The sequence below is a fragment of the Nocardioides sp. JCM 18999 genome (assembly GCF_055391175.1).
The window spans coordinates 2,991,549-3,010,411 of record NZ_AP043887.1 but is presented as its reverse complement, the minus strand read 5'-3'; the positions used below and the strand labels follow the sequence as shown (position 1 = coordinate 3,010,411).

The 18,863-nt window shown below is 69.8% G+C and carries 17 protein-coding genes and 2 tRNA genes; 11 read left to right on the top strand and 8 right to left on the bottom strand.

Annotated features, from left to right (window positions below):
* Positions 1 to 2,157, bottom strand: a complete 2,157-nt coding sequence (locus tag ACZ5J1_RS14915) for an MMPL family transporter (RefSeq protein ID WP_464560156.1) — start codon at positions 2,155 to 2,157, stop codon at positions 1 to 3.
* A 118-nt stretch (positions 2,158 to 2,275) separates the two neighbouring features.
* On the opposite strand from ACZ5J1_RS14915, the gene ACZ5J1_RS14910 reads away from it, so the two are divergent.
* A tRNA-Glu gene (locus ACZ5J1_RS14910) sits at positions 2,276 to 2,348 on the top strand.
* Between the two features lie 22 nt (positions 2,349 to 2,370).
* Here ACZ5J1_RS14910 and ACZ5J1_RS14905 read toward each other — a convergent pair.
* A complete protein-coding gene (locus tag ACZ5J1_RS14905) occupies positions 2,371 to 2,913 on the bottom strand; it encodes a hypothetical protein (protein WP_464560154.1) in 543 nt (180 codons plus the stop codon).
* An 87-nt stretch (positions 2,914 to 3,000) separates the two neighbouring features.
* On the opposite strand from ACZ5J1_RS14905, the gene ACZ5J1_RS14900 reads away from it, so the two are divergent.
* Together ACZ5J1_RS14900 and pdxS are read left to right on the top strand one after the other, a co-directional pair.
* Complete coding sequence (locus tag ACZ5J1_RS14900; protein ID WP_464560152.1) at positions 3,001 to 3,771, top strand: SDR family NAD(P)-dependent oxidoreductase; 771 nt, start codon at positions 3,001 to 3,003, stop codon at positions 3,769 to 3,771.
* Between the two features lie 84 nt (positions 3,772 to 3,855).
* A complete protein-coding gene (gene pdxS, locus ACZ5J1_RS14895; protein ID WP_464560150.1) occupies positions 3,856 to 4,767 on the top strand; it encodes a pyridoxal 5'-phosphate synthase lyase subunit PdxS in 912 nt (303 codons plus the stop codon).
* Positions 4,768 to 4,934: 167 nt separating this feature from the next.
* Here pdxS and ACZ5J1_RS14890 read toward each other — a convergent pair whose 3' ends face one another.
* A complete protein-coding gene (locus ACZ5J1_RS14890) occupies positions 4,935 to 5,834 on the bottom strand; it encodes an Lrp/AsnC family transcriptional regulator (protein ID WP_464560148.1) in 900 nt (299 codons plus the stop codon).
* A 243-nt stretch (positions 5,835 to 6,077) separates the two neighbouring features.
* On the opposite strand from ACZ5J1_RS14890, the gene ACZ5J1_RS14885 reads away from it, so the two are divergent.
* The 8 genes from ACZ5J1_RS14885 to ACZ5J1_RS14850 all read left to right on the top strand — a co-directional run bounded on the left by ACZ5J1_RS14885 (position 6,078) and on the right by ACZ5J1_RS14850 (position 14,386).
* The gene (locus ACZ5J1_RS14885) at positions 6,078 to 7,790 is read left to right on the top strand and encodes an amidohydrolase (protein WP_464560146.1); all 1,713 of its coding nucleotides are present in this window, start codon (positions 6,078 to 6,080) and stop codon (positions 7,788 to 7,790) included.
* A gap of 36 nt (positions 7,791 to 7,826) precedes the next feature.
* On the top strand, positions 7,827 to 8,666 hold the full coding sequence (locus ACZ5J1_RS14880; protein ID WP_464560144.1) for a transporter substrate-binding domain-containing protein: 840 nt from the start codon (positions 7,827 to 7,829) through the stop codon (positions 8,664 to 8,666).
* Between the two features lie 30 nt (positions 8,667 to 8,696).
* On the top strand, positions 8,697 to 9,446 hold the full coding sequence (locus ACZ5J1_RS14875; protein WP_464560142.1) for an amino acid ABC transporter permease: 750 nt from the start codon (positions 8,697 to 8,699) through the stop codon (positions 9,444 to 9,446).
* Complete coding sequence (locus ACZ5J1_RS14870) at positions 9,443 to 10,213, top strand: amino acid ABC transporter ATP-binding protein (protein WP_464560140.1); 771 nt, start codon at positions 9,443 to 9,445, stop codon at positions 10,211 to 10,213. The genes ACZ5J1_RS14875 and ACZ5J1_RS14870 overlap by 4 nt, the downstream gene beginning before the upstream one ends.
* Positions 10,203 to 11,216, top strand: a complete 1,014-nt coding sequence (locus ACZ5J1_RS14865) for a C-terminal binding protein (protein ID WP_464560138.1) — start codon at positions 10,203 to 10,205, stop codon at positions 11,214 to 11,216. Before ACZ5J1_RS14870 ends, ACZ5J1_RS14865 begins: the two co-directional genes overlap by 11 nt.
* A 25-nt stretch (positions 11,217 to 11,241) precedes the next feature.
* Positions 11,242 to 12,828 carry a thiamine pyrophosphate-binding protein gene (locus ACZ5J1_RS14860; protein WP_464560136.1) on the top strand — a complete coding sequence of 529 codons (1,587 nt, stop codon included), beginning with the start codon at positions 11,242 to 11,244 and terminating at the stop codon, positions 12,826 to 12,828.
* A gap of 10 nt (positions 12,829 to 12,838) precedes the next feature.
* Positions 12,839 to 14,245 (top strand): NAD-dependent succinate-semialdehyde dehydrogenase, encoded by a 1,407-nt coding sequence (locus ACZ5J1_RS14855; protein ID WP_464560134.1) that lies wholly within the window; start codon positions 12,839 to 12,841, stop codon positions 14,243 to 14,245.
* Positions 14,246 to 14,312: 67 nt separating this feature from the next.
* A tRNA-Asp gene (locus ACZ5J1_RS14850) sits at positions 14,313 to 14,386 on the top strand.
* Between the two features lie 355 nt (positions 14,387 to 14,741).
* On the opposite strand, the gene ACZ5J1_RS14845 is transcribed toward ACZ5J1_RS14850, so the two are convergent.
* The 5 genes from ACZ5J1_RS14845 to ACZ5J1_RS14825 all read right to left on the bottom strand — a co-directional run bounded on the left by ACZ5J1_RS14845 (position 14,742) and on the right by ACZ5J1_RS14825 (position 18,829).
* On the bottom strand, positions 14,742 to 15,197 hold the full coding sequence (locus tag ACZ5J1_RS14845) for an SRPBCC family protein (RefSeq protein ID WP_464560132.1): 456 nt from the start codon (positions 15,195 to 15,197) through the stop codon (positions 14,742 to 14,744).
* Positions 15,198 to 15,222: 25 nt separating this feature from the next.
* Positions 15,223 to 15,942 carry an anti-sigma factor gene (locus tag ACZ5J1_RS14840; protein WP_464560130.1) on the bottom strand — a complete coding sequence of 240 codons (720 nt, stop codon included), beginning with the start codon at positions 15,940 to 15,942 and terminating at the stop codon, positions 15,223 to 15,225.
* Positions 15,939 to 16,550: an ECF RNA polymerase sigma factor SigK gene (sigK, locus tag ACZ5J1_RS14835; RefSeq protein WP_464560128.1), complete on the bottom strand. Its 612-nt coding sequence runs from the start codon at positions 16,548 to 16,550 to the stop codon at positions 15,939 to 15,941. The genes ACZ5J1_RS14840 and sigK overlap by 4 nt, the downstream gene beginning before the upstream one ends.
* Before the next feature lie 34 nt (positions 16,551 to 16,584).
* Positions 16,585 to 17,211 (bottom strand): fasciclin domain-containing protein, encoded by a 627-nt coding sequence (locus ACZ5J1_RS14830; RefSeq protein ID WP_464560126.1) that lies wholly within the window; start codon positions 17,209 to 17,211, stop codon positions 16,585 to 16,587.
* 91 nt (positions 17,212 to 17,302) lie between these two features.
* The gene (locus ACZ5J1_RS14825) at positions 17,303 to 18,829 is read right to left on the bottom strand and encodes a molybdopterin-dependent oxidoreductase (RefSeq protein ID WP_464560124.1); all 1,527 of its coding nucleotides are present in this window, start codon (positions 18,827 to 18,829) and stop codon (positions 17,303 to 17,305) included.
* Positions 18,830 to 18,863 lie beyond the last annotated feature (34 nt).

Below are 18,863 nucleotides of genomic sequence, written 5' to 3'. Positions count from 1 at the left end.
TCACTCCTCTCGCAGGCCGATCCGGTCGTGCAGTCGCACCAGCGGCTTCGGTGCCCACCAGTTCGCCCGTCCCATCAGCTTCATGAACGAGGGTACGAGGATGCCCCGCACCAGCGTCGCATCCATCAGCACGGCCAGCGTCAGGCCGAGGCCGAAGAGCTGCATGAACTGCACCCGGCTGGTCACCATCGCGGCGAAGACGATCGCCATCAGCGCCGCCGCAGCGGTGACGAGGCGGCCGGTGCGGCCCAGGCCGACCGCGACCGCGTGGGTGTTGGCCGACTCGGTCTTGTCCGAGTGGCTCCACTCCTCCCGGATCCGGGAGAGCAGGAAGAGCTCGTAGTCCATCGACATCCCGAAGGCGAGGCAGAACATCAGCACCACCATGTTGACCACCAGGTAGCCCGCGGGGGTGAAGCCGAGCAGGCCGGAGAGGTGGCCGTCCTGGAAGATCCACACCATCGCCCCGAACGTCGCGGTCAGGGAGAGCAGGTTGAGCACCAGCGCCTTGAGCGGCACCACGACCGAGCCGGTGAAGAGGAACAGCAGCACGAACGTGGTCAGGGCGATCAGGCCGAGGGCCCAGGGCAGCCCGTCGGCGATCCCGTCGATCGCGTCGACGTTGAAGGCCGCCCAGCCCGACCAGTGCACCGGCGCCTCGGATCCCTCCGGGACGCCGACCACGCGCAGGTCGCGGACCAGCTCGACCCCGGCGTCGGAGAACGGGTCGACGTCGGAGGCGATGTCCCAGCGCACCGCGTCTTGGTTGGTCACCACGGTCACCGCGTCCACGCCGGGGACGGCCTTCAGGCCGGCGGTGAAGGCGGTGATCGCCTCGGTGTCGGTGCCGCCACTGCTGGTGACGCCGGTCATCGCCGAGGCGGCGTTGACGTCGAAGTCGGCGCGCAGGTGGTTGCCGACCTCGCGCGGGACCTGGGCGGTGGTGAGGACGCGGTCGTCGGGGTAGCCGAAGCTGGCGCGCAGGAACGGCGAACCGAGCAGCAGCAGGACCGCGACCACGACCCCGCCGTAGGCCAGCGGGCGCTTCATCACGCGCATCGCCAGGCGGTACCAGGAGGTCGACTCCGGCTCGGGGTTGTCCTTGATCCGGCGGACCCGCAGCGCGTTGATCCGGGTGCCCAGCAGGGCGAGGATCGCCGGCAGCACGATGAGCGAGGCGAGCGCCGCGAGCGAGACGACCGCGAGGCCGGCGTACGCGAAGGAACGCAGGAAGTAGAGCGGGAAGACCGCGAGGGCGGCGAGGGAGAGTGCCACGGTGATCGCGGAGAAGAAGACCGTCCGCCCTGCGGTGACCAGGGTGGTGCGGATCGCGTCGGGGACCTCGGATCCCTTGCCGATCTCCTCGCGGAAGCGGCTGACCATGAAGAGGCTGTAGTCGATCGCCAGTGCCAGCCCGAGTGCCGTGGTCATGTTCATCGCGTAGATCGACACGTCGGTGAACGTCGCCAGCGCGCGCAGCACGGCCAGGGTGCCGATGATCGCGAAGATCCCGATCAGCAGGGGTACGGCGGCGGAGACCAGGCTGCCGAAGACGAAGATCAGGGCGATCGCCGTCAGGGGGATGGCGATCAGCTCGGCGCGGGTGAGGTCCTTCGTGGTCTGGTCGGTGACGGCGGCGTACGTCGCCGCGGCGCCGCCGACCTGGACCGAGACACCGTCGTCGCCGTGCTCGGTGTTGAACTTGTCGGCGAAGTAGCCGCCGCGTTCCTGGGCCTCGTCGTCGTCACCGCTGACGTGCGCGATCACGAGTGCCTCGTCCCCGTCGCGGGAGACGAGGGTGGCGCGGGCCTGCTCAGGCGCCGTCCAGTACGACGTCATGTTGCTGATCCAGTCGGGCTTGGCCGCGAGCGCCTTCATGATCTCGGCGCCAGCCGCCTCTGCGGCGTCGGAGTCCGCACCGTCGGCGCTGTCGGTGTCGCGCACCAGGAAGATCAGGTTCGCCGCGCCACCGTCGAAGTGCTCGTCGAGCTGCTCGGTGGCGATCGTGGAGTCGGCGTCCGGGACGGTGAAGCCCCCGGCCTTGAGGTGGTCGGCCACGGGGGCGCCGACCACGATGCCAACGATCAGGAAGAGCCCGGCGACGACAAGGATGCGACGCGGAGCAGCGAGGGCCAGGTCGGCGAAACGACGGAACATGCCGTTAGGTTGACAGCGTTAGGTTAACGCTGTCAACACTTAATCTCAGGCGGGTGGTTTGGTCGCCACCACCCCTCGCGCCCTAGACTCATCCCGCTTCTGCCTCGGCAGGGGTGCCGCCCCCTTCGTCTAGCGGCCCAGGACCCCGCCCTTTCACGGCGGTAGCGCCGGTTCGAATCCGGTAGGGGGTACGGAACGAGAAGAAGCCCCTGGTCAGCGGAGACGCTGACCAGGGGCTTCTCTGTTGTCGCTACTCGGATCGAGAGGGCCGATGGCTCGGTCGAGCGGAGTGAAGAACATCTGCCAGTTGAGCCCCCAGGTCGCCCCGTCGTCGTACGAGAAGGACTGCTGCCAACGGGGCTGGTCCGGGTCGGCGAACCACTCGAACCGGACCCGTGCCGGACGTCCGCCGATCGTGTCCACCGCGTCGAACACGCCGTGGGTGCCGTCGAAGCGGCCCTCGACCGGGGTGTCGAGCACGCCGGGCGCCCTGGTCGAGCTCCACCAGATCCGCCACGCCTGGGTGCTCGGGTCGAAGAGGCGCAGCGTGAAGCCGACGAAGGGCGGACCGCCGTCGGCGGGCGCTGCCACGGTCATCTGATCGGTGTGCCCCATCCCGGTCAGGATCGGACCCACCTCGCTGACGGCGTCGAACTCGACCCACTCGTCGCAGGTCGGGTCCGTGACGTCGACGAGCTTGCGGTTGCGGACCGCCCACCGGCCGAAGATGAAGTCGAAATCGTGGTGTGAGGACACGACGGTGACGCTAGCGACGTGCGCCGACAACTGCTCAGCGGCGCGGTACGGTCCGGAGGCACATGCCGCCCTGCATCGGAGGACCTCATGACCGACCTCGCGACCTCGGACACCTTCGCCGGCCGCTCGATCCTCGTCACCGGAGCTTCCTCGGGCCTCGGCGCTGCAACCGTGCGCCGCTTCGCTGCAGGTGGGGGACGGGTGTACGCCGCCTCCCGCAACTCGGACCTCCTGGCAGCCGTCGCCGCGTCGTGCGCCGACCTCCCGGGCGAGGTGCGGTTCGGGTCCCACGACATCACCTCGCCGGCCGACTGCCGGGCCGCCGTCGCTGCGGCGGTCGCAGCGTTCGGGCGTCTCGACGTCGTGGTCAACAACGCAGGCCGGCACGACTTCCGGATCACCACCGAGGTCACCGAGGAGCAGTGGGCGCACGACATCGCGCTCAACCTGAGCGGCGCCTTCTTCGTTTCCCAGGCGGCGATCCCGCACCTGCTCGAGACCCGGGGGAACATCGTCAACGTCGCCTCGGTCGCGGGGCTGATGGGGGAGGCCTACTCGGCGGCGTACACCGCGGCCAAGCACGGCATCGTCGGCCTGACGAAGGCGCTCGCGGTCGAGTACCTCAAGACCCCCCTGCGGGTGAACTGCGTCTGCCCGGGCGGGATGAACACGCCGCAGGTCACCACGATCGAGGTCCCCGAGGGTGCGGACTGGGACCTGATCATGCGGGTCTCCGCCGCCCGAGGGTTGATGGAGGCAGATCCGGTCGCGGCCGTGATTGCGTTTCTCGCCTCCGACGACGCGGCGGCCGTGCACGGCAGCATCCAGCCTGTCGACGTGGGTCACCTCGCCGGCTGATGCCCTGGACGATGCTCCGGGAGTATGAATACGGTGCATAACAGGTCTTGGACGGCATGACCTGTTTGGCCCGAGAGTTGCGCCATGCACGAAGAGTTCAGTGACGGTCAGGTCCAGGGAGTCGGCACCTCGCGCGTGAAGCGTGGGATGGCGGAGATGCTCAAGGGCGGCGTGATCATGGACGTCGTCACTCCGGAGCAGGCCAAGATCGCTGAGGATGCCGGTGCTGTGGCGGTGATGGCGTTGGAGCGTGTTCCGGCTGACATCCGTGCCCAGGGTGGGGTGTCGCGGATGAGTGACCCGGACATGATCGACGGGATCATCTCCGCGGTCTCGATCCCGGTGATGGCCAAGGCCCGGATCGGGCATTTCGCCGAGGCTCAGATCCTGCAGTCGTTGGGTGTGGACTACATCGACGAGTCCGAGGTCCTGACCCCGGCTGATTATGAGAACCACATCGACAAGTGGACCTTCACCGTCCCCTTCGTGTGTGGTGCGACGAACCTGGGTGAGGCGCTGCGGCGGATCACCGAGGGTGCGGCGATGATCCGGTCCAAGGGTGAGGCCGGCACGGGTGATGTCTCGAACGCGGTGACCCACATGCGGGCCATCCGTAAGCAGATCCGGTCGCTGGCTGCGTTGACCACCGATGAGCTGTACGTGGCGGCCAAGGAGCTCCAGGCGCCCTACGAGCTGGTCAAGGAGGTCGCTGAGAACGGGAAGCTGCCGGTGGTGCTGTTCACTGCGGGTGGGATCGCGACGCCGGCGGATGCGGCGATGATGATGCAGCTCGGTGCTGAGGGTGTCTTCGTGGGTTCGGGGATCTTCAAGTCGGGTAACCCGGCTCAGCGGGCTGAGGCGATCGTGAAGGCGACGACGTTCTTCGACGACCCGGACGTGGTCGCGAAGGTGTCGCGTGGTCTGGGTGAGGCGATGGTCGGGATCAACGTCGACGAGCCCGCCCGTTCGATCCAGTTCGCCGAGCGCGGCTGGTAAGCGTCCGGGCGGTCAGACCTGCGGCTTCACCGCACGGTGGTCGTCCCAGGACATCCAGATCATGGCGGCGATGCTCGCTGCCGCGATCAGGAGGCAGACGATCACTCCCACTGTCGTTCCCATACGACCAGTGTGCGCGCCGAGGCGGCAGAAAGCGCCGGCGATCTTCAGAGCGTGGGCTGCGGCAGCAGCTCGTAGCTCTCCTTGAGCACCTGCAGGTGCACCCACGACTCCATCCGCGTCACCCCGGGCATCTGGCGCACCCGGTCCAACCGCTCGGCCAGGGTCGACTCCCCGGCCACCGAGATGGTCGCGATGATGTCGAAGCGGCCCAGCGTGGTGGCGACGAACTCGATCCCGGGGATCCGGCGCAGCCGCGCGACGATCAGGGCCGGGTCGGCGGTGTCGAGGTTGAGCCCGACGCCGGTCGCGACGGGGCCGGACTGCCCACGGCGTGACTGGGTCGCGCCGATCTTGAGGACGCCCTCGTCCAGCAGGCGCACCACCCGCTTGCGCGCCGCGGGGGCGGAGATGCCGAGCGCCAGCCCGAGCTCGGCGTAGGTCATTCGGCCGTTGCCCGCGAGCATGCCGACCGCGTGCAGGTCGACCTGGTCGAGGTGGGTGCCCGGGCTCGGGCGTGACGGGATCAGGATGCCGAACGGGACGTCGACGTACTGCACCGTCTCCACCCGCGTGACGTGGGGCAGGGTGCGGATCGCAGCGACCCGGGCGTAGAGGTCGCGCTGGTCGCCGGTGCGGACCTCGGCCACGATGTCGCAGTCGCCGGCGATGGCCGAGACGAAGACGACGGCCGGGTCGGCGATCAGCCCCGCGAAGGCCCCGTCGGCCGGGCCGTCGACGTGCACGGAGACGTGAGCGAGCGCGCGCTGGCCGAGCAGCTCCGGGTGGAGCGAGGCGGTCACCCGGATCGTGCCCGCCTCGAGCAGTGCCCGGACCCGGGCGGCGGCCAGGGCGCGGGGCACGTGGAGCTGGGCCGCGAGCTCGGCGTACGACGCCCGGCCGTCATGCCGAAGGATCGTGACGAGCTGATCGTCCAAGTCCCGCACGGGGCACCTCCTGGGTGTGTCCTGGGCCACATTCTTCTGAACGACTTTGACGCACTTCGCAGTCAGGTCTGGGGCCTCAGGACGCACTGTAGGCATCAATTGATCGAAATGTCGATCAAATAGAAACCAAACGGCATCCATTCGATTTCGAGACGGTTGCCGGGTTCTGGCTCCGCGATTAGCGTCCCTGCTCACCGGTGTGACCCACACCACTCGGAAACTCGGGAACGTCGAAGGAACGAAATGCGGACTCTCCACCACCTTGAGGCGAGCAACCTCGACCTGCGCGTGCGCCTCTTCGAGAACGCCACGGTGCACACCCTGGCCGGAAGCGCCCTGGCCGGTGAGCGACCCGAGGCACTCCTCGTCGTCGGCACCTCGATCGCCGCGACCGGCTCGGCCGCCGAGTGCCTGCAGGTCGCCCTGGCCTGCGGCTACAAGGACATCGAGCGGATCGACCTCGGCGGCGCCACCGTGCTCCCCGGGTTCGTCGACCCCCACGCCCACCCGCTGATGCACGGCCAGATGCTGAGCTGGGTCGACTGCGGCCCGGCCCAGGCCGGCAGCATCCCCGAGATCGTCGCCCTGCTCAGCGCCGCCGCCGAGCAGCTGCCGGCCGGCACCCCGGTCCGCGGCTACGGGTACGAGCACCGCAACCTGGTCGAGGGCCGCCACCCCCACCGCAGCGAGCTCGACGAGGTCGCCACCGACCGCGAGGTCTACCTGATGAACGCCAGCGGCCACGGCGGCGTCGTCAACAGCTACACCTTCGAGCTGCACGGCGTCGACGACTCCACCCCCGACCCCGAGGGCGGCCAGTTCTTCCGCGACGCCGACGGCCACCTGACCGGTGAGCTCTCCGACGCGGCCTGCAACATCCTCACCGGCGTCGGCGGCGTCAAGGTCGGCCACCACGGCCCCAACTTCCACCTCGCCGACGAGCCGGCCGAGCACGAGCGCCAGCTCCGCGCTTCCCTGGCGGAGTTCGCCGCCGGCGGCGTCACGATGATCGGCGACGCCCAGGTCAGCTCGCGTGAGCTGTCCACCTACCTGCGGATCGGGAACGGGCTCAACGTCCGGGTCAACCTCTACTTCCTCTCCCACCTGCTCGACGAGATCATCGCGCTCGGCATGGACCGCCCGTTCGGCAACTCCAAGCTCTCCTTCGCCGGGGTCAAGCTGTACGCCGACGGCACGCTCGGCGGCTGGACCGCCTACTTCCCGGAGGGGTACATCGACGACCCGTGCCGGAAGGGCCAGCTGTACCACCAGCCCGACGAGTACTCCGAGCTCGTCGCCAAGGCTCACGGCGCAGGCCTGCAGACCGCCACGCACGCGCAGTCCCCGACCGCCATCGGGATGGTGCTCGACGCGGTCGCGGCGGCCCAGAAGGAGACCCCCCGCGAGGACGCGCGCCACCGGATCGAGCACTGCGGCCTGCCGGACCCCGACCAGATCGTGCGGATGGCCGAGCTCGGGATCTTCCCGGTCAACCAGTCCCAGCACTACTACAACTGGGGCGAGGGCGTGAAGGACGCCATCGGTACGCCGGGGGAGCGGTTCAACCCGCTCGGCGAGTTCGAGCGCGCCGGCGTCCCGGTCACGCTCAGCTCCGACGCACCCGTCGCCTCGCCGCTCCCGCTGGAGGCCATCCAGGCGGCCGTGACCCGGGTGACCCGCAACGGTCACCAGCTCGGCCCCGACAACCTGCGGATCAGCGTCGACACCGCCGTCCGGGCCCACACCATCAACGGCGCGCGGGCTCTCGGCCGCGAGTCCGAGCTCGGCACGCTCGAGGTCGGCAAGCGCGCTGACTTCGTCGTCCTGGACGCCGACCCCTACCTGGTCGCCTCCGACCAGATCTCCGCCATCCAGGTCCTCGAGACCTGGGTCGACGGCGCCCGCATCCACACCCACCAGCACGCTCGCGCCCAGCGAGCCGTCACCACCCGCTGACGCTCAGCGATCATCCCGATGAAAGTAGTGAAGAACATGCGTACGTCCCTCTTCGCCGTCGCCGGCGTCATGGCCCTCTCCGTCTCCCTCTCCGCCTGCGGGTCCGGCTCCGACTCCGGTACGTCGAGCAGCACCGCCCCGAAGGGGCTGGCCGACTCCTCGAAGGCGACCTTCTGCATCGACCCCGAGTACGCGCCGCTGGAGTACTACACGAACGGTTCGAGCGGCGAGATCGTCGGCTTCGACGCCGACGTTTCCCGGGCCATCGCGGAGCACTGGGGTGTCGAGGCGGAGCTGGTCCCGACCTCCTTCGACGGTCTGATGCCCGCGCTCCAGTCGCGCCGGTGCGACGTCCTCAACAGCGGTCTCTACATGTCGGAGAAGCGCCTTGCCGTCGCCGACGCCAGCCCCGTGCTCAACACCGGCGCGGCGATCGTGACCACGCCGGAGAACGCCAAGTCCTACGCCGAGGCCACCGACCTGTGCGGCGTCGCGGTGACGGCCCAGGCCGCCTCGGCCAACGCCACCCTGATCGAGGACCTCAAGAAGCCGTGCGAGGAGGCCGGTGAGGACGCGCCGAAGCTCACCCAGTACCCGCAGACCTCGCAGACCGTGCTCGCCGTGCTCAACGGGAAGTCCGACGCCCTGGTCGAGACCGATGTCGCGGCGGCGTACATGGCCACGAAGAACGACGGCAAGCTCGTCGTGGTCGACACGATCTTCCCGAAGGACACTCAGTTCGGAGTGTTCACCCGCAAGGGCGACAAGCTCTCGCAGTCCGTCGCCGAGGCGGTCGACGCCCTGCGCGCCGACGGCACGCTGGCCGAGCTGGCGACGAAGTACGGACTCAACCCGGCGTCCATCGCCGCCAGCTGATCCGATCCACCGAGCAGGAGAGTCAGGACCATGGAGTTCGATGTCGGGATCTTCTTCGACCAACTGAAAAATGTGGACTACGCGCGAGGAGCATTGCTCTCGCTCGGTGTCGCAGCGCTGTCGCTCGTGCTGGCGATCGTGATCGGGTTCCCGGTCGCGCTCGGCAAGACCTCCAACCGGCCCGCGGCCCGCGTTCTCGCGAACCTCTACGTGTGGTTCTTCCGGGCGATCCCGGCGCTGCTGGTGCTGCTGATCATCTGGAACGCCTTCCCGCAGATGTTCCCGATCTTCCGGGAGAGCTGGTTCTCCCCGTTCATCGCCGCCTTCGTGGGGCTGGGGCTGGTCGAGGCCGCGTTCATGGCCGAGATCATCCGGTCGGCTCTGCTCGGCGTCGACGAGGGTCAGTACCTCGCGGCGCGGGCGCTCGGGATGAAGCCGGCCACCGTGATGCGCAAGGTGGTGCTGCCGCAGGTCGTGCGGATCGCGCTGCCGCCCACGGGCAACGAGTTCATCGGCCTGGTGAAGTACTCCTCGCTGGCCTCGGTGATCTCGCTGCGTGAGCTGCTCACCACCGCCCAGGTCGGGGTCAACACGACCTTCCGCTACGGCGAGTACTACGCCGTCGCGATCGTCTACTACCTCGTCATCGTCTCCCTCCTGACCGTGCTGCAGGGCCAGGCCGAGAAGCGCTTCCTGTGGACCTCGCGCACCAAGAAGACGAACACCCCCGGCAGCGACGCCGTCGCGGTCGAACCGGTCACCGAAGGAGCACCGGCGTGAACACCACTACTCCCGACCCTCTCCTCGAGGTCCGCGGGCTGGCCAAGTCGTACAACGGCACGCCGGTCCTCCGGAGCGTCGACTTCAGCATCAACAAGGGCGACGTGAAGGCGGTCCTCGGGCCGTCCGGATCCGGCAAGTCCACGATGCTGCGCCTGATGGCGCTCCTCGAGCCCGCTGACGCCGGCGTGATCCGCCTGGGCGGTCAGCAGCTCGGTGGCCTCAACCAGCGGGGGAAGCAGAAGTCCGAGACCGAGCTGGCGCGCGAGCGTCGCTCCGTCGGGATGGTCTTCCAGAAGTTCAACCTCTTCCCGCACCTGACGGCCGAGAAGAACGTGATGATCGGCCTGACCAGCGTGCAGGGGGTCTCGCCCCGCGAGGCCCAGGAACGCGCCCGGGCGATGCTCGAGCGGGTCGGCCTGGCCAACCGGGCCGGCCACTACCCGAGCGAGCTCTCGGGCGGTCAGCAGCAGCGCGTCGCCATCGCCCGCGCGCTGGTGATGAACCCCGCCGTCCTGCTCTTCGACGAGCCGACCTCGGCGCTCGACCCCGAGCTCGTCGGCGAGGTGCTCCGCGTGATGGAGTCCCTCGCCGAGGACGGCATGACGATGATCGTCGTCACCCACGAGGTCCGGTTCGCCCGACGGGTCGCCAGCGAGGTCTCGCTGTTCGACGGTGGCGTGATGGTCGAGGCCGCCGCTCCGGAGCAGTTCTTCGACAACCCGCAGCATGAACGCACCAAGAGGTTCCTCAGCCATGTCCACTGATCTGTCCACTGATCAGCCGCTCGCGGTCTACACCGACACCGACGACCTCGACCCCGCTCCCGGGATCGCCCTGCTGGAGGCGAACGGCTTCCGCGTGGAGCACCTCGGGACCACCGACCAGGACGCCATCATCAAGGGCGCCCAGGGGGCCAAGGCCCTGCTGGTCGGCTACGCCGAGGTCACCGAGGAGATGCTCGCGGCGCTGCCCGACCTGGAGATCGTCGCCCTCGCCTCCTCGGGTGTGGACAACGTCGACCTCGACGCCGCCCGCCGGCACGGCGTCAGCGTGGCCAACCTCCCGGCCCTCGCCGCGGAGGAGGTGGCGGGCCACGCGATCGCACTGGCCCTCGCCCTGCTGCGCGAGCTTCCGTTCTTCGGCGCAGCGACCGGCGAGGCCGACTGGCTCTCCCGGCCGACGTACGCGCCGGTCCGGTTGAGCCAGACCACGCTCGGTGTGATCGGGCTCGGGCACATCGGCAGCATCGCTGCCCAGCAGGGTGGTGCGCTCTTCGGGGAGGTCCTCGGGTACGACCCGTACCTGCCCGACACCCTGGCGACCACGGCTCGCCTCGAGGCGATCGGCGTACGCCGGGTCGACCTGCCCGAGCTGCTGGCCAGCTCCGGTGTCGTCACGCTTCACCTGCCGCTGACCGAGTCGACGCACCACCTGATCGACGCCGAGGCGCTCGCCGCGATGCCGGTCGGGTCCACCCTGGTCAACGTCAGCCGGGGCGGCCTGGTCGACTCCGAGGCCCTCGCCGCCGCGATCGACAGCGGTCACCTGCGCGGTGCCGGGATCGACGTCCTCGACACCGAGCCGGCCCCGCTCGACCACCCGCTGGTCGGCCACCCCCGGGTCCTGCTGACCCCGCACGTCGCCTACCTGTCGGACCACACCCTGCGCGAGTACATCCGCGTGCAGGCCCAGAACGTCGTCTCGTTCGCCGACCAGGGTGCCGCCGACCACGTCGTCGTGCCCGCGCCCGACTTCCTGACCTCCTGACCCACAGAACCGAGAAGGACTCCCCATGACCAGCCCCAGCACCGGCGGCCGGGCCGTCGTCCGCGCCCTCGCCGAGCGTGGTGTCGACCTCGTCTTCGGCATCCCCGGCACCCACAACCTCGAGATCTACCGTCACCTCGACGGCTCGGGAATCAAGCACGTCACGCCCCGCCACGAGCAGGGTGGTGGCTACGCCGCCGACTCGTACGCCCGCGTCAGCGGCAAGCCGGGCGTCCTGATCACCACCACCGGTCCGGGCCTGACCAACGCGATCACCGCCGCGGCGACCTCGTACGCCGACTCGCTGCCGATGCTGATCATCTCGCCCGGCATGCCGACCGGAATGGAGCGGGCCGACATCGGCTGGCTGCACGAGATGAAGGACCAGCACGCCTGCATCGAGGCTGCGGTGGAACGCAGCATCCGGGTCTCCTCGGCCGCCGAGGCCTACGCGGCGATCCACGAGACCTTCGACCACTGGGAGGTGGCGCGCCGCCGCCCGGTGCACATCGAGATCCCGATGGACCTGCTCGACGCCGAGTTCGACGAGGCTGAGCTGGTCCGCCCGGTCCCGACCGCGACCCGGCTGGCCGCCGATGCCGCCAGCGTCAGCGCTGCCGCCGAGGCCCTCGCCGGTGCCGGGTCGGTCGTGATGGTCGTCGGTGGTGGAGCACGTCATGCCACCGCCGAGGTGCGCGAGGTCGCCGAGCGTCTCGGTGCCCCGGTCGTGACCAGCGTCAACGGCAAGGGCATCCTCCCCGAGAACCACCCGCTCTCCCTGGGCGCCTCCATCCGGCTGCCCGAGGCCCACGCCGTGCTGACCGAGTCGGCCGCGCTGCTCGTGGTCGGCTCGATGCTCGGCGACGACGAGCTGTGGGGCAACGTCGTCCAGGCCTCCGGTGTCGTGGTCCGCCTCGACGTCGACCCGACCCAGCTCGACAAGAACCTCAAGGCCACCCACCACCTCCTCGGCGACGCGGCCACCACGCTGCCGCTGCTGCTGGCGGCCCTTCCGGCCGACGTGGAGAACAGCTTCAGCGACCGCGCCTCCGAGCTGCGTGCCGAGCTCGATGCCGCCGCGATGGTCACGGGCGCTCCGTTCGCCCCGTTCCACGACGCCCTGCGCGAGGTGCTGCCCGAGACGGCGATCTTCTCCGGCGACAGCGCCCAGGTCTCCTACAACGGCACCGCCAGCCAGTGGAACTCGCTGGTCCCCGGGCAGTACGTCTACCCGGCCGGCTTCGCCACCCTCGGCTACGGCATCCCCGGTGCCATCGGCGCCGCCCTGGCTGCGCCCGGCACGCCCGTCCTCGTCGTCGCCGGTGACGGCGGCACCATGTTCACCATCCAGGAGTTCGCCACCGCGGTCGACCTCGGTCTGCCGATCCCGGTCGTGATCTTCAACAACGGTGGCTTCCAGGAGATCCGTGAGGGCATGGAGGCGCGTGAGATCGCGCCGCTCGGGGTCGACGTGCGCAGCCCCGACTTCCCGCTGCTGGGCCGGGCGTTCGGCGGCGAGGGGGTCCGGGTGCACACTCCGGCCGAGCTGGCCGAGGCCGTCGCCACGGCGCTGAAGGCCTCCGGCCCGACCCTCATCGAAGTCCCGATCTGAGCCGCCCCGGATGACTGCCACCCTGACGGCGACGCCGTACCGCTCGGTCAACCCGGCCACCGGTGAGCTGATCGCCGCGTTCGACGTCGCCACCGATGCCGAGGTCGAGGCCACCCTCACCGGTGCCCAGCGCGCTTTCACCCACTGGCGCGAGCAGGCGATCACCGACCGCGCTGCGCTGGTCGGCACGATCGCAGATCTGTTCGAGGAGCGGATCGATGAGCTCGCCGAGATCGCGACCCGCGAGATGGGCAAGCCGATCGCCGAGGCGCGCGACGAGGTCCGGTTCAGCGCCGACATCTTCCGCTACTACGCGACCGAGGGACCTCGGCTCGCCACCGAGCAGGAGATGTCCTTCGCCGACGGGTTGGCACTCCTCCAGCGGCTGCCGATCGGGCCGTTGCTGGGTGTGATGCCCTGGAACTACCCGTACTACCAAGTGGCTCGGTTCGTGGCCCCCAACCTGGTGCTGGGGAACACGATCGTGCTCAAGCACGCCGAGTCCTGCCCCGGGTCCGCCGCGGCGATCGCCCGGCTGCTCGCGGACGCCGGGCTGCCCGAGGGTGCCTTCACCAATCTGTTCGCCACCCACGAGCAGACCGCCCGGATCATCGCCGACGAGCGGATCCGAGGGGTCTCGTTCACGGGCTCCGAACGGGCCGGGGCGATCATCGGCGAGCTGGCCGGGCGACACCTGAAGAAGGCCGTGCTTGAGCTCGGTGGGTCCGACCCGTACATCGTGCTCGACACCGACGACGTCCGGGCAGCAGCCGACCAGGCGTGGGACCGCCGGATGGAGAACGTCGGGCAGGCCTGCAACTCCAACAAGCGGATCATCGTCACCGCCGACCTCGCCGAGGAGTTCGTGGCGCGCCTGGTCGAACGGGCCGCCGCGCTCGTCCCGGGCGATCCGCTGGTCGAGCAGCCGGGCACCTACGCGCCGATGGCGTCGCAGGTGGCGGCCGACGCGTTGGCCGATCAGATCGCCGACGCGGTGGCCGGCGGGGCACGACTGCACGTCGGAGGACCGACCGACACCGTCGGCTCCTACTTCGCGCCCGCCGTGCTGACCGGAGTCACACCCGGCATGCGTGCCTTCCACGAGGAGCTCTTCGGTCCGGTCGCGGTCGTCTACGTCGTCGGCAGCGATGATGCGGCCGTCGGCCTGGCCAACGACAGCGCCTACGGGCTCGGTGGCGCCGTCTTCTCCACCGACGGAGCCCGGGCGGCCCGGGTCGCGGCCCGGCTCGAGGTCGGGATGGCGTCGGTGAACGCCGTCGCCGCAGAGTGCGCCGAGCTGCCGTTCGGTGGGGTCAAGCGCTCCGGTTTCGGACGTGAGCTCGGCCCGCTGGGGATGGACGAGTTCGTCAACAAACGGCTCTACTTCGACGCTGGAGGAGCGTCGATCCGGGGGTAGCGCACCCCGATTGGGAGTTCTGAGACCCGTTCGGTTAGAGTTCCCTCGCTCGTGAAAACGAGTGCAAGGCCCCGTAGCGCAGTTGGTTAGCGCGCCGCCCTGTCACGGCGGAGGCCGCGGGTTCGAGTCCCGTCGGGGTCGCAGTACAGCGAAGCCCCTCGCAGTCGAAAGACTACGAGGGGCTTCGCTGATTTCGGCTCCAGGCGGTGGTGGGATCGGGGTGGGAGCCGGGTCCCCCTCCGGTCGGCGTGACCTCCACCCGACTCGGGCGTTGATCCAGGTGGCGACCGATGCGCGGATCGCCGCCACAGTCTCGGTGTGGCCCAGTTCCGAGAGAGTGCCATGTCCGAACCGCTTCAACGCCCCTCGTGCTCCGAGTGCGGTGACTGCTGGGCAGACGTCATCGACCAGACGGTCCCGCTGTGCGCGAAGTGTTACAACGCTCGCAAGGACGGCGGTGTGCCGTGCCCGGCCAGCGTCGACGTCGTCCGTCGGATCAGCTCTGCTCGGCGATCGTCCTGACCCGCTCGAGGGTCTGCGTCATCCCACGCTCGTTGGCCCGGCTGCGGTGCCAACCCAGCAGCCGCCAGTAGACCTTGCTGAAGCCAGAGGTCTCGAGCTCGAAGGACTCGGTGATCCGCGTCCCGCCGTTCTCCTTGGCCAGCTGGTAGCGCCAGTTGTTGACCTTCGTCGTGCCGGCGTAGACCCCGAACCCGAAGTCCTCTCCGGCCACGCAGGTCGTCACCGTGCACGTCGTCCAGTACGTCGGCCCGACACCGTTGCGCTTCACGTGGCCCTTGAAGCGCGCACCGACCGCGGGGCCGGTGGCGCCGTGGGTCCACATCGCCTCGAACGTCTCGGGGCTCAGCTCCCCGATCCGGGTCACGTCACTGACGATCTCCCACACCGCCTGTGGCTCGGCGTCGATCCACAGGCTCACTTCTCCGCGCATCCCCATGCAGCCTCTCAGTCGTCGGTCAGCTGTTGCTGAACGGGAACAATGCCACCGGCTCGGTCGTCGGGGAAGGCGACCCGCCCTCCGGCTCGACCGTGATCCCGGCCGCCGTGGAGTCGGTCGCCGAACCCTCGAGAAGGACCTCGGAGTCGGTGCCCGACGGCATCAGCGCAGCAGGGACCATCGAGCCGGCGGGGTCCTGGTACCAGATCTGGTAGACCTCGTCGTTCGGCAGCTCCGGCAGGTCCGAGCTGACGGCCGCCGACTGGTTCAGCGACACGGAGCGGTAGATCGTCACCGTGCCACCGCCTTCGAGCTGCTGCTCGATCTTCTGCGCGTCGGAGGCGGCCATCACGGCCTGGACGGGGTCGGTCGCGGTGTCCGTGCTCCACGGGCGCCACACCAGGCCGACCATGAGGAGGCTGACGGCGGCGACGAGCAGCGACGTCGTCCACCAGCGGCGCGACGACCGCGATGCCGTGGTCGGCTCGACCTTCGGCGGCAGTGGGCGGACCGTGCTGATCGAGGCGAGCACGCGGTCGCGCAGCTCGGGCGGGGGAGCGACCGGGCTCAACGCCGCCAAGGTGCTTCCGGTCTCGCGGAAGCTGGCGACCTCGTCGGCGCAGGTCGGGCATTCGGCCAGGTGAGTCTCGAACTCGAGCCGTTCGGTCGGGTCGAGGGCGTCAAGCGCGTAGGCGCCGGCAAGCAGGTGCATATCCATGTTCCAGGGCGTGTTGGTCATCGTCCGCCTCCGACTCCGAGTGTGTCCCTCAGTCGGATCAGCCCGTCTCGGATCCGTGTCTTGGCGGTTCCGACCGGGAGCTCGAGCATCTGAGCGATCTCTGTGTGCGTGTAGCCCTTGAGGTAGGCGAGTTCGATCGCCTCCCTCTGGACCGTGGTGAGCGTGCCCAAGGCGTTGCGGACGCGTTGTGCCTCCATCCGCGCCTCGGCCAGCTCAGCGGTGACGTCGTGCTCCACCGCGCGGTTCTGCTCCTCGTAGGTCACGTCGCGTCGGGTGGCCGACTCGGCCGAGCGGACCCGGTCGACGGCACGTCGGTGGACGAGCGTGAGGATCCACGCGAGCGCGGACCCCCGAGCCGCATCGAACCGAGCCGACGTACGCCACAGCTCGAGCATCGCCTCCTGCACGACCTCCTCGGCCTGGGCCGGGTCGCGCACCACCTGGACGGCCAAGCCGAAGGCTCGGGCCGCGACCTGGTCGTAGAGGTCGGCGAAGGCCTGCTCGTCGCCCCGGGCGGACCGGGTGATCAAGCTGGCCAGGGCTGTCGGCGTGCCCGACGACGCCTCCGGTGGGGAGGAATCGTCGGGCACCGCACGGAGATGATCCATCTCAACTCGTCCTGTGGGTCGGTGGGGTTCCGAATTACTTCGGCATCAGGACCGTGTCGATGACGTAGACGGTCGCATTCGCCGTGGGGATGTTGCCACACAGCACGTTAGCCCCGTCGACCTTCATCCCGGAGGTGTCGCCGCTGACGGTGACCATGTCCTTGTTCAGCGTGGTCTGGGTGCCCACGACAGCGTCGGGGTCGAGCTGGCCGGCCACCACGTGGTGGGTGAGGATCGCGGTCAGCGTCGCCTTGTCGGCGAGCACCTTGTCGAGCTGGTCGGCCGGGATCTTGGCGAAGGCGTCGTTGGTCGGGGCGAAGACCGTCAGGCCCTCGGCGCCGTTGAGGGTGTCGACCAGGCCGGCCTTGGTCACGGCGGTGACGAGGGTGGAGAGCAGCGGGTTGTTGCTCGCGGCGGTGGCGACCGGGTCCTTGACCATGCCGTCGAAGGAGCCAGCGCCCGTGGTCGGGATCGCCGAGCAGGCGGGACCGAAGGTCTGGTCGCCGGCGCTCATCGCGTCGGGGGAGCTGCTCGTGGAGGTCTTCGGGGTGGAGTTGCTGGCGTTGGACGCGTCGTCGCTTCCACAGGCCGCGAGGCCGGCGACGAGGAGGGCAGCGGTGGCCGCGACGCCGGTGCGGCGCACGAGGGAGAGCGAGTTCATGGGAGTTCCTTTCGGAGTGCCATCGGCCGGTGCCGAGGTCAGGAGTGATTCGGTGCCACGACCCGTCCGGATTGGTCGGATCGGCAGGAAATCAGGAAACGGTGACGCTGATCGTGTGGACGCCGCTGGCGCCGTCGGGGAACGGGTTGGCGCGGACCGGCGTCTGGGTCGTCCCGTCGCCGGTGCGGACCCGGGCCGCCAGCATGTGGGACCCGGAGGTCGCCTCCCACGGCAGGAACCACTGCCGCCAGTACTCCTCGCCGCCGGTCGGGCCCAGGTTCGCCGGCTGCCACGGCCCGCCGTCGATGCGGACCTCGACCGCCTCCACCCCGCCGCGCTCCTGCGCCCAGGCGATCCCGCCGATCACGACGGAACCGGCATCGAGCTCGCTCAGCGCGCGCGGGGTGTCGATCCTGCTCGAGGGCTTGATCGGGGCATCGGTCGCCCACCCCCGGTCCGTCCAGTAGGCGGTCTGCTCGGCGTAGGTGGTCAACGTCATCCGGGTGATCCACTTCGTCGCCCCGATGAAGCCGTAGAGCCCTGGCACGATCAGCCGCGCCGGGAACCCGTGCGCCCGAGGCAGCTGGGTGCCGTTCATCCCGACCGCGATCATCGCGTCACGGCCGTCGGTCGCGGCGTCCAACGGCGTGCTGATCGTCATCCCGTCGACGTCGGTGCTGAGGATCTGGTCGGCCCGCGACCCGACCCCGGCCCGGTCCAGCAGCGATGACAGCGGTACGCCGAGCCAGCGGGCGCCGCCGGCGTACGGGCCGCCCACGGAGTTCGAGACGCAGGTCAGGGTGATGTCGCGCTCGATCAGGTCCATGGCCAGCAGGTCGTCGAAGGTGAAGGTCAACCGGGTGGACACGTCCCCGTCGATCCGGAGCCGCCACGAGTCGGAGTCGACGACCGGGACGTCGAGTCGGGTGTCGACCCGGTAGAACGCGGCGTTCCTGGTGCGGAACGGGGTGATCCCCGGGACCGTGCGATCCAGGCCTGCGGGCAGCGGAGGTGCCGGGTCCGTGGGCGGGGGAAGCGTCACCGACTCGGCTCGCGAGCGGCGACGGATCAGCCAGCGGGCCGTGCCGCCGACGCCGGCGGTGACGACCATCGTGGCCGCCACGGTGCCGACCATCACGACGGTACGGCGACCACGACTGACCTCGCGCCAGCGCGGTGCTGCGACCCAGCGCAGCAGCAGGATCAGCGCGATCCCGGCCGTGACACCGGTGACCAGGCTCGGGACCACGTCGACGACGGAGGCCGCGGGCCGGCTCAGGGCGCAGGCCGCGGCGGCCAGGCTGAGCAGCGCCAGCCCGATGCCGGCGGCGAGCCGGTGGCCGCGACCGGCGAGGATGCCGATGGCCCCGGCGACCGCGAGCACGACCAGCAGCACCGAGCCGATCAGGATCGGCTTGTCGTGGGTGCCGAAGTGCGCGATCGCCCACTCCTTCACCGCGGTCGGGGTGTGGTCGATGACCGTCGACCCGACCGCGAGCACCGGGGAGGCGGCCGGGGTGGTCAGCGCCGCGACCAGGTGGCCGCAGGCCATCCCGAAAGCAGCCGCTACCACCCCGATCAGGGCGGCGAAGGGAGCAGGCACACGGGTTTGGTCCATGTGGTTCATTCGGAGCCACGAGCCGGTCCGGTTG

Bases quoted from the DNA above. Each gene is read 5' to 3' on its own strand.
- ACZ5J1_RS14880 (WP_464560144.1), top strand. From the start codon at position 7,827: ATGCGTACGTCCCTCTTCGCCGTCGCCGGCGTCATGGCCCTCTCCGTC.
- sigK (WP_464560128.1), bottom strand. From the start codon at position 16,550: ATGGATCATCTCCGTGCGGTGCCCGACGATTCCTCCCCACCGGAGGCG.
- ACZ5J1_RS14840 (WP_464560130.1), bottom strand. From the start codon at position 15,942: ATGACCAACACGCCCTGGAACATGGATATGCACCTGCTTGCCGGCGCC.
- ACZ5J1_RS14825 (WP_464560124.1), bottom strand. From the start codon at position 18,829: ATGGACCAAACCCGTGTGCCTGCTCCCTTCGCCGCCCTGATCGGGGTG.
- ACZ5J1_RS14915 (WP_464560156.1), bottom strand. From the start codon at position 2,157: ATGTTCCGTCGTTTCGCCGACCTGGCCCTCGCTGCTCCGCGTCGCATC.
- ACZ5J1_RS14865 (WP_464560138.1), top strand. From the start codon at position 10,203: ATGTCCACTGATCTGTCCACTGATCAGCCGCTCGCGGTCTACACCGAC.
- ACZ5J1_RS14845 (WP_464560132.1), bottom strand. From the start codon at position 15,197: ATGCGCGGAGAAGTGAGCCTGTGGATCGACGCCGAGCCACAGGCGGTG.
- ACZ5J1_RS14900 (WP_464560152.1), top strand. From the start codon at position 3,001: ATGACCGACCTCGCGACCTCGGACACCTTCGCCGGCCGCTCGATCCTC.
- pdxS (WP_464560150.1), top strand. From the start codon at position 3,856: ATGCACGAAGAGTTCAGTGACGGTCAGGTCCAGGGAGTCGGCACCTCG.
- ACZ5J1_RS14830 (WP_464560126.1), bottom strand. From the start codon at position 17,211: ATGAACTCGCTCTCCCTCGTGCGCCGCACCGGCGTCGCGGCCACCGCT.
- ACZ5J1_RS14860 (WP_464560136.1), top strand. From the start codon at position 11,242: ATGACCAGCCCCAGCACCGGCGGCCGGGCCGTCGTCCGCGCCCTCGCC.
- ACZ5J1_RS14885 (WP_464560146.1), top strand. From the start codon at position 6,078: ATGCGGACTCTCCACCACCTTGAGGCGAGCAACCTCGACCTGCGCGTG.
- ACZ5J1_RS14875 (WP_464560142.1), top strand. From the start codon at position 8,697: ATGGAGTTCGATGTCGGGATCTTCTTCGACCAACTGAAAAATGTGGAC.
- ACZ5J1_RS14855 (WP_464560134.1), top strand. From the start codon at position 12,839: ATGACTGCCACCCTGACGGCGACGCCGTACCGCTCGGTCAACCCGGCC.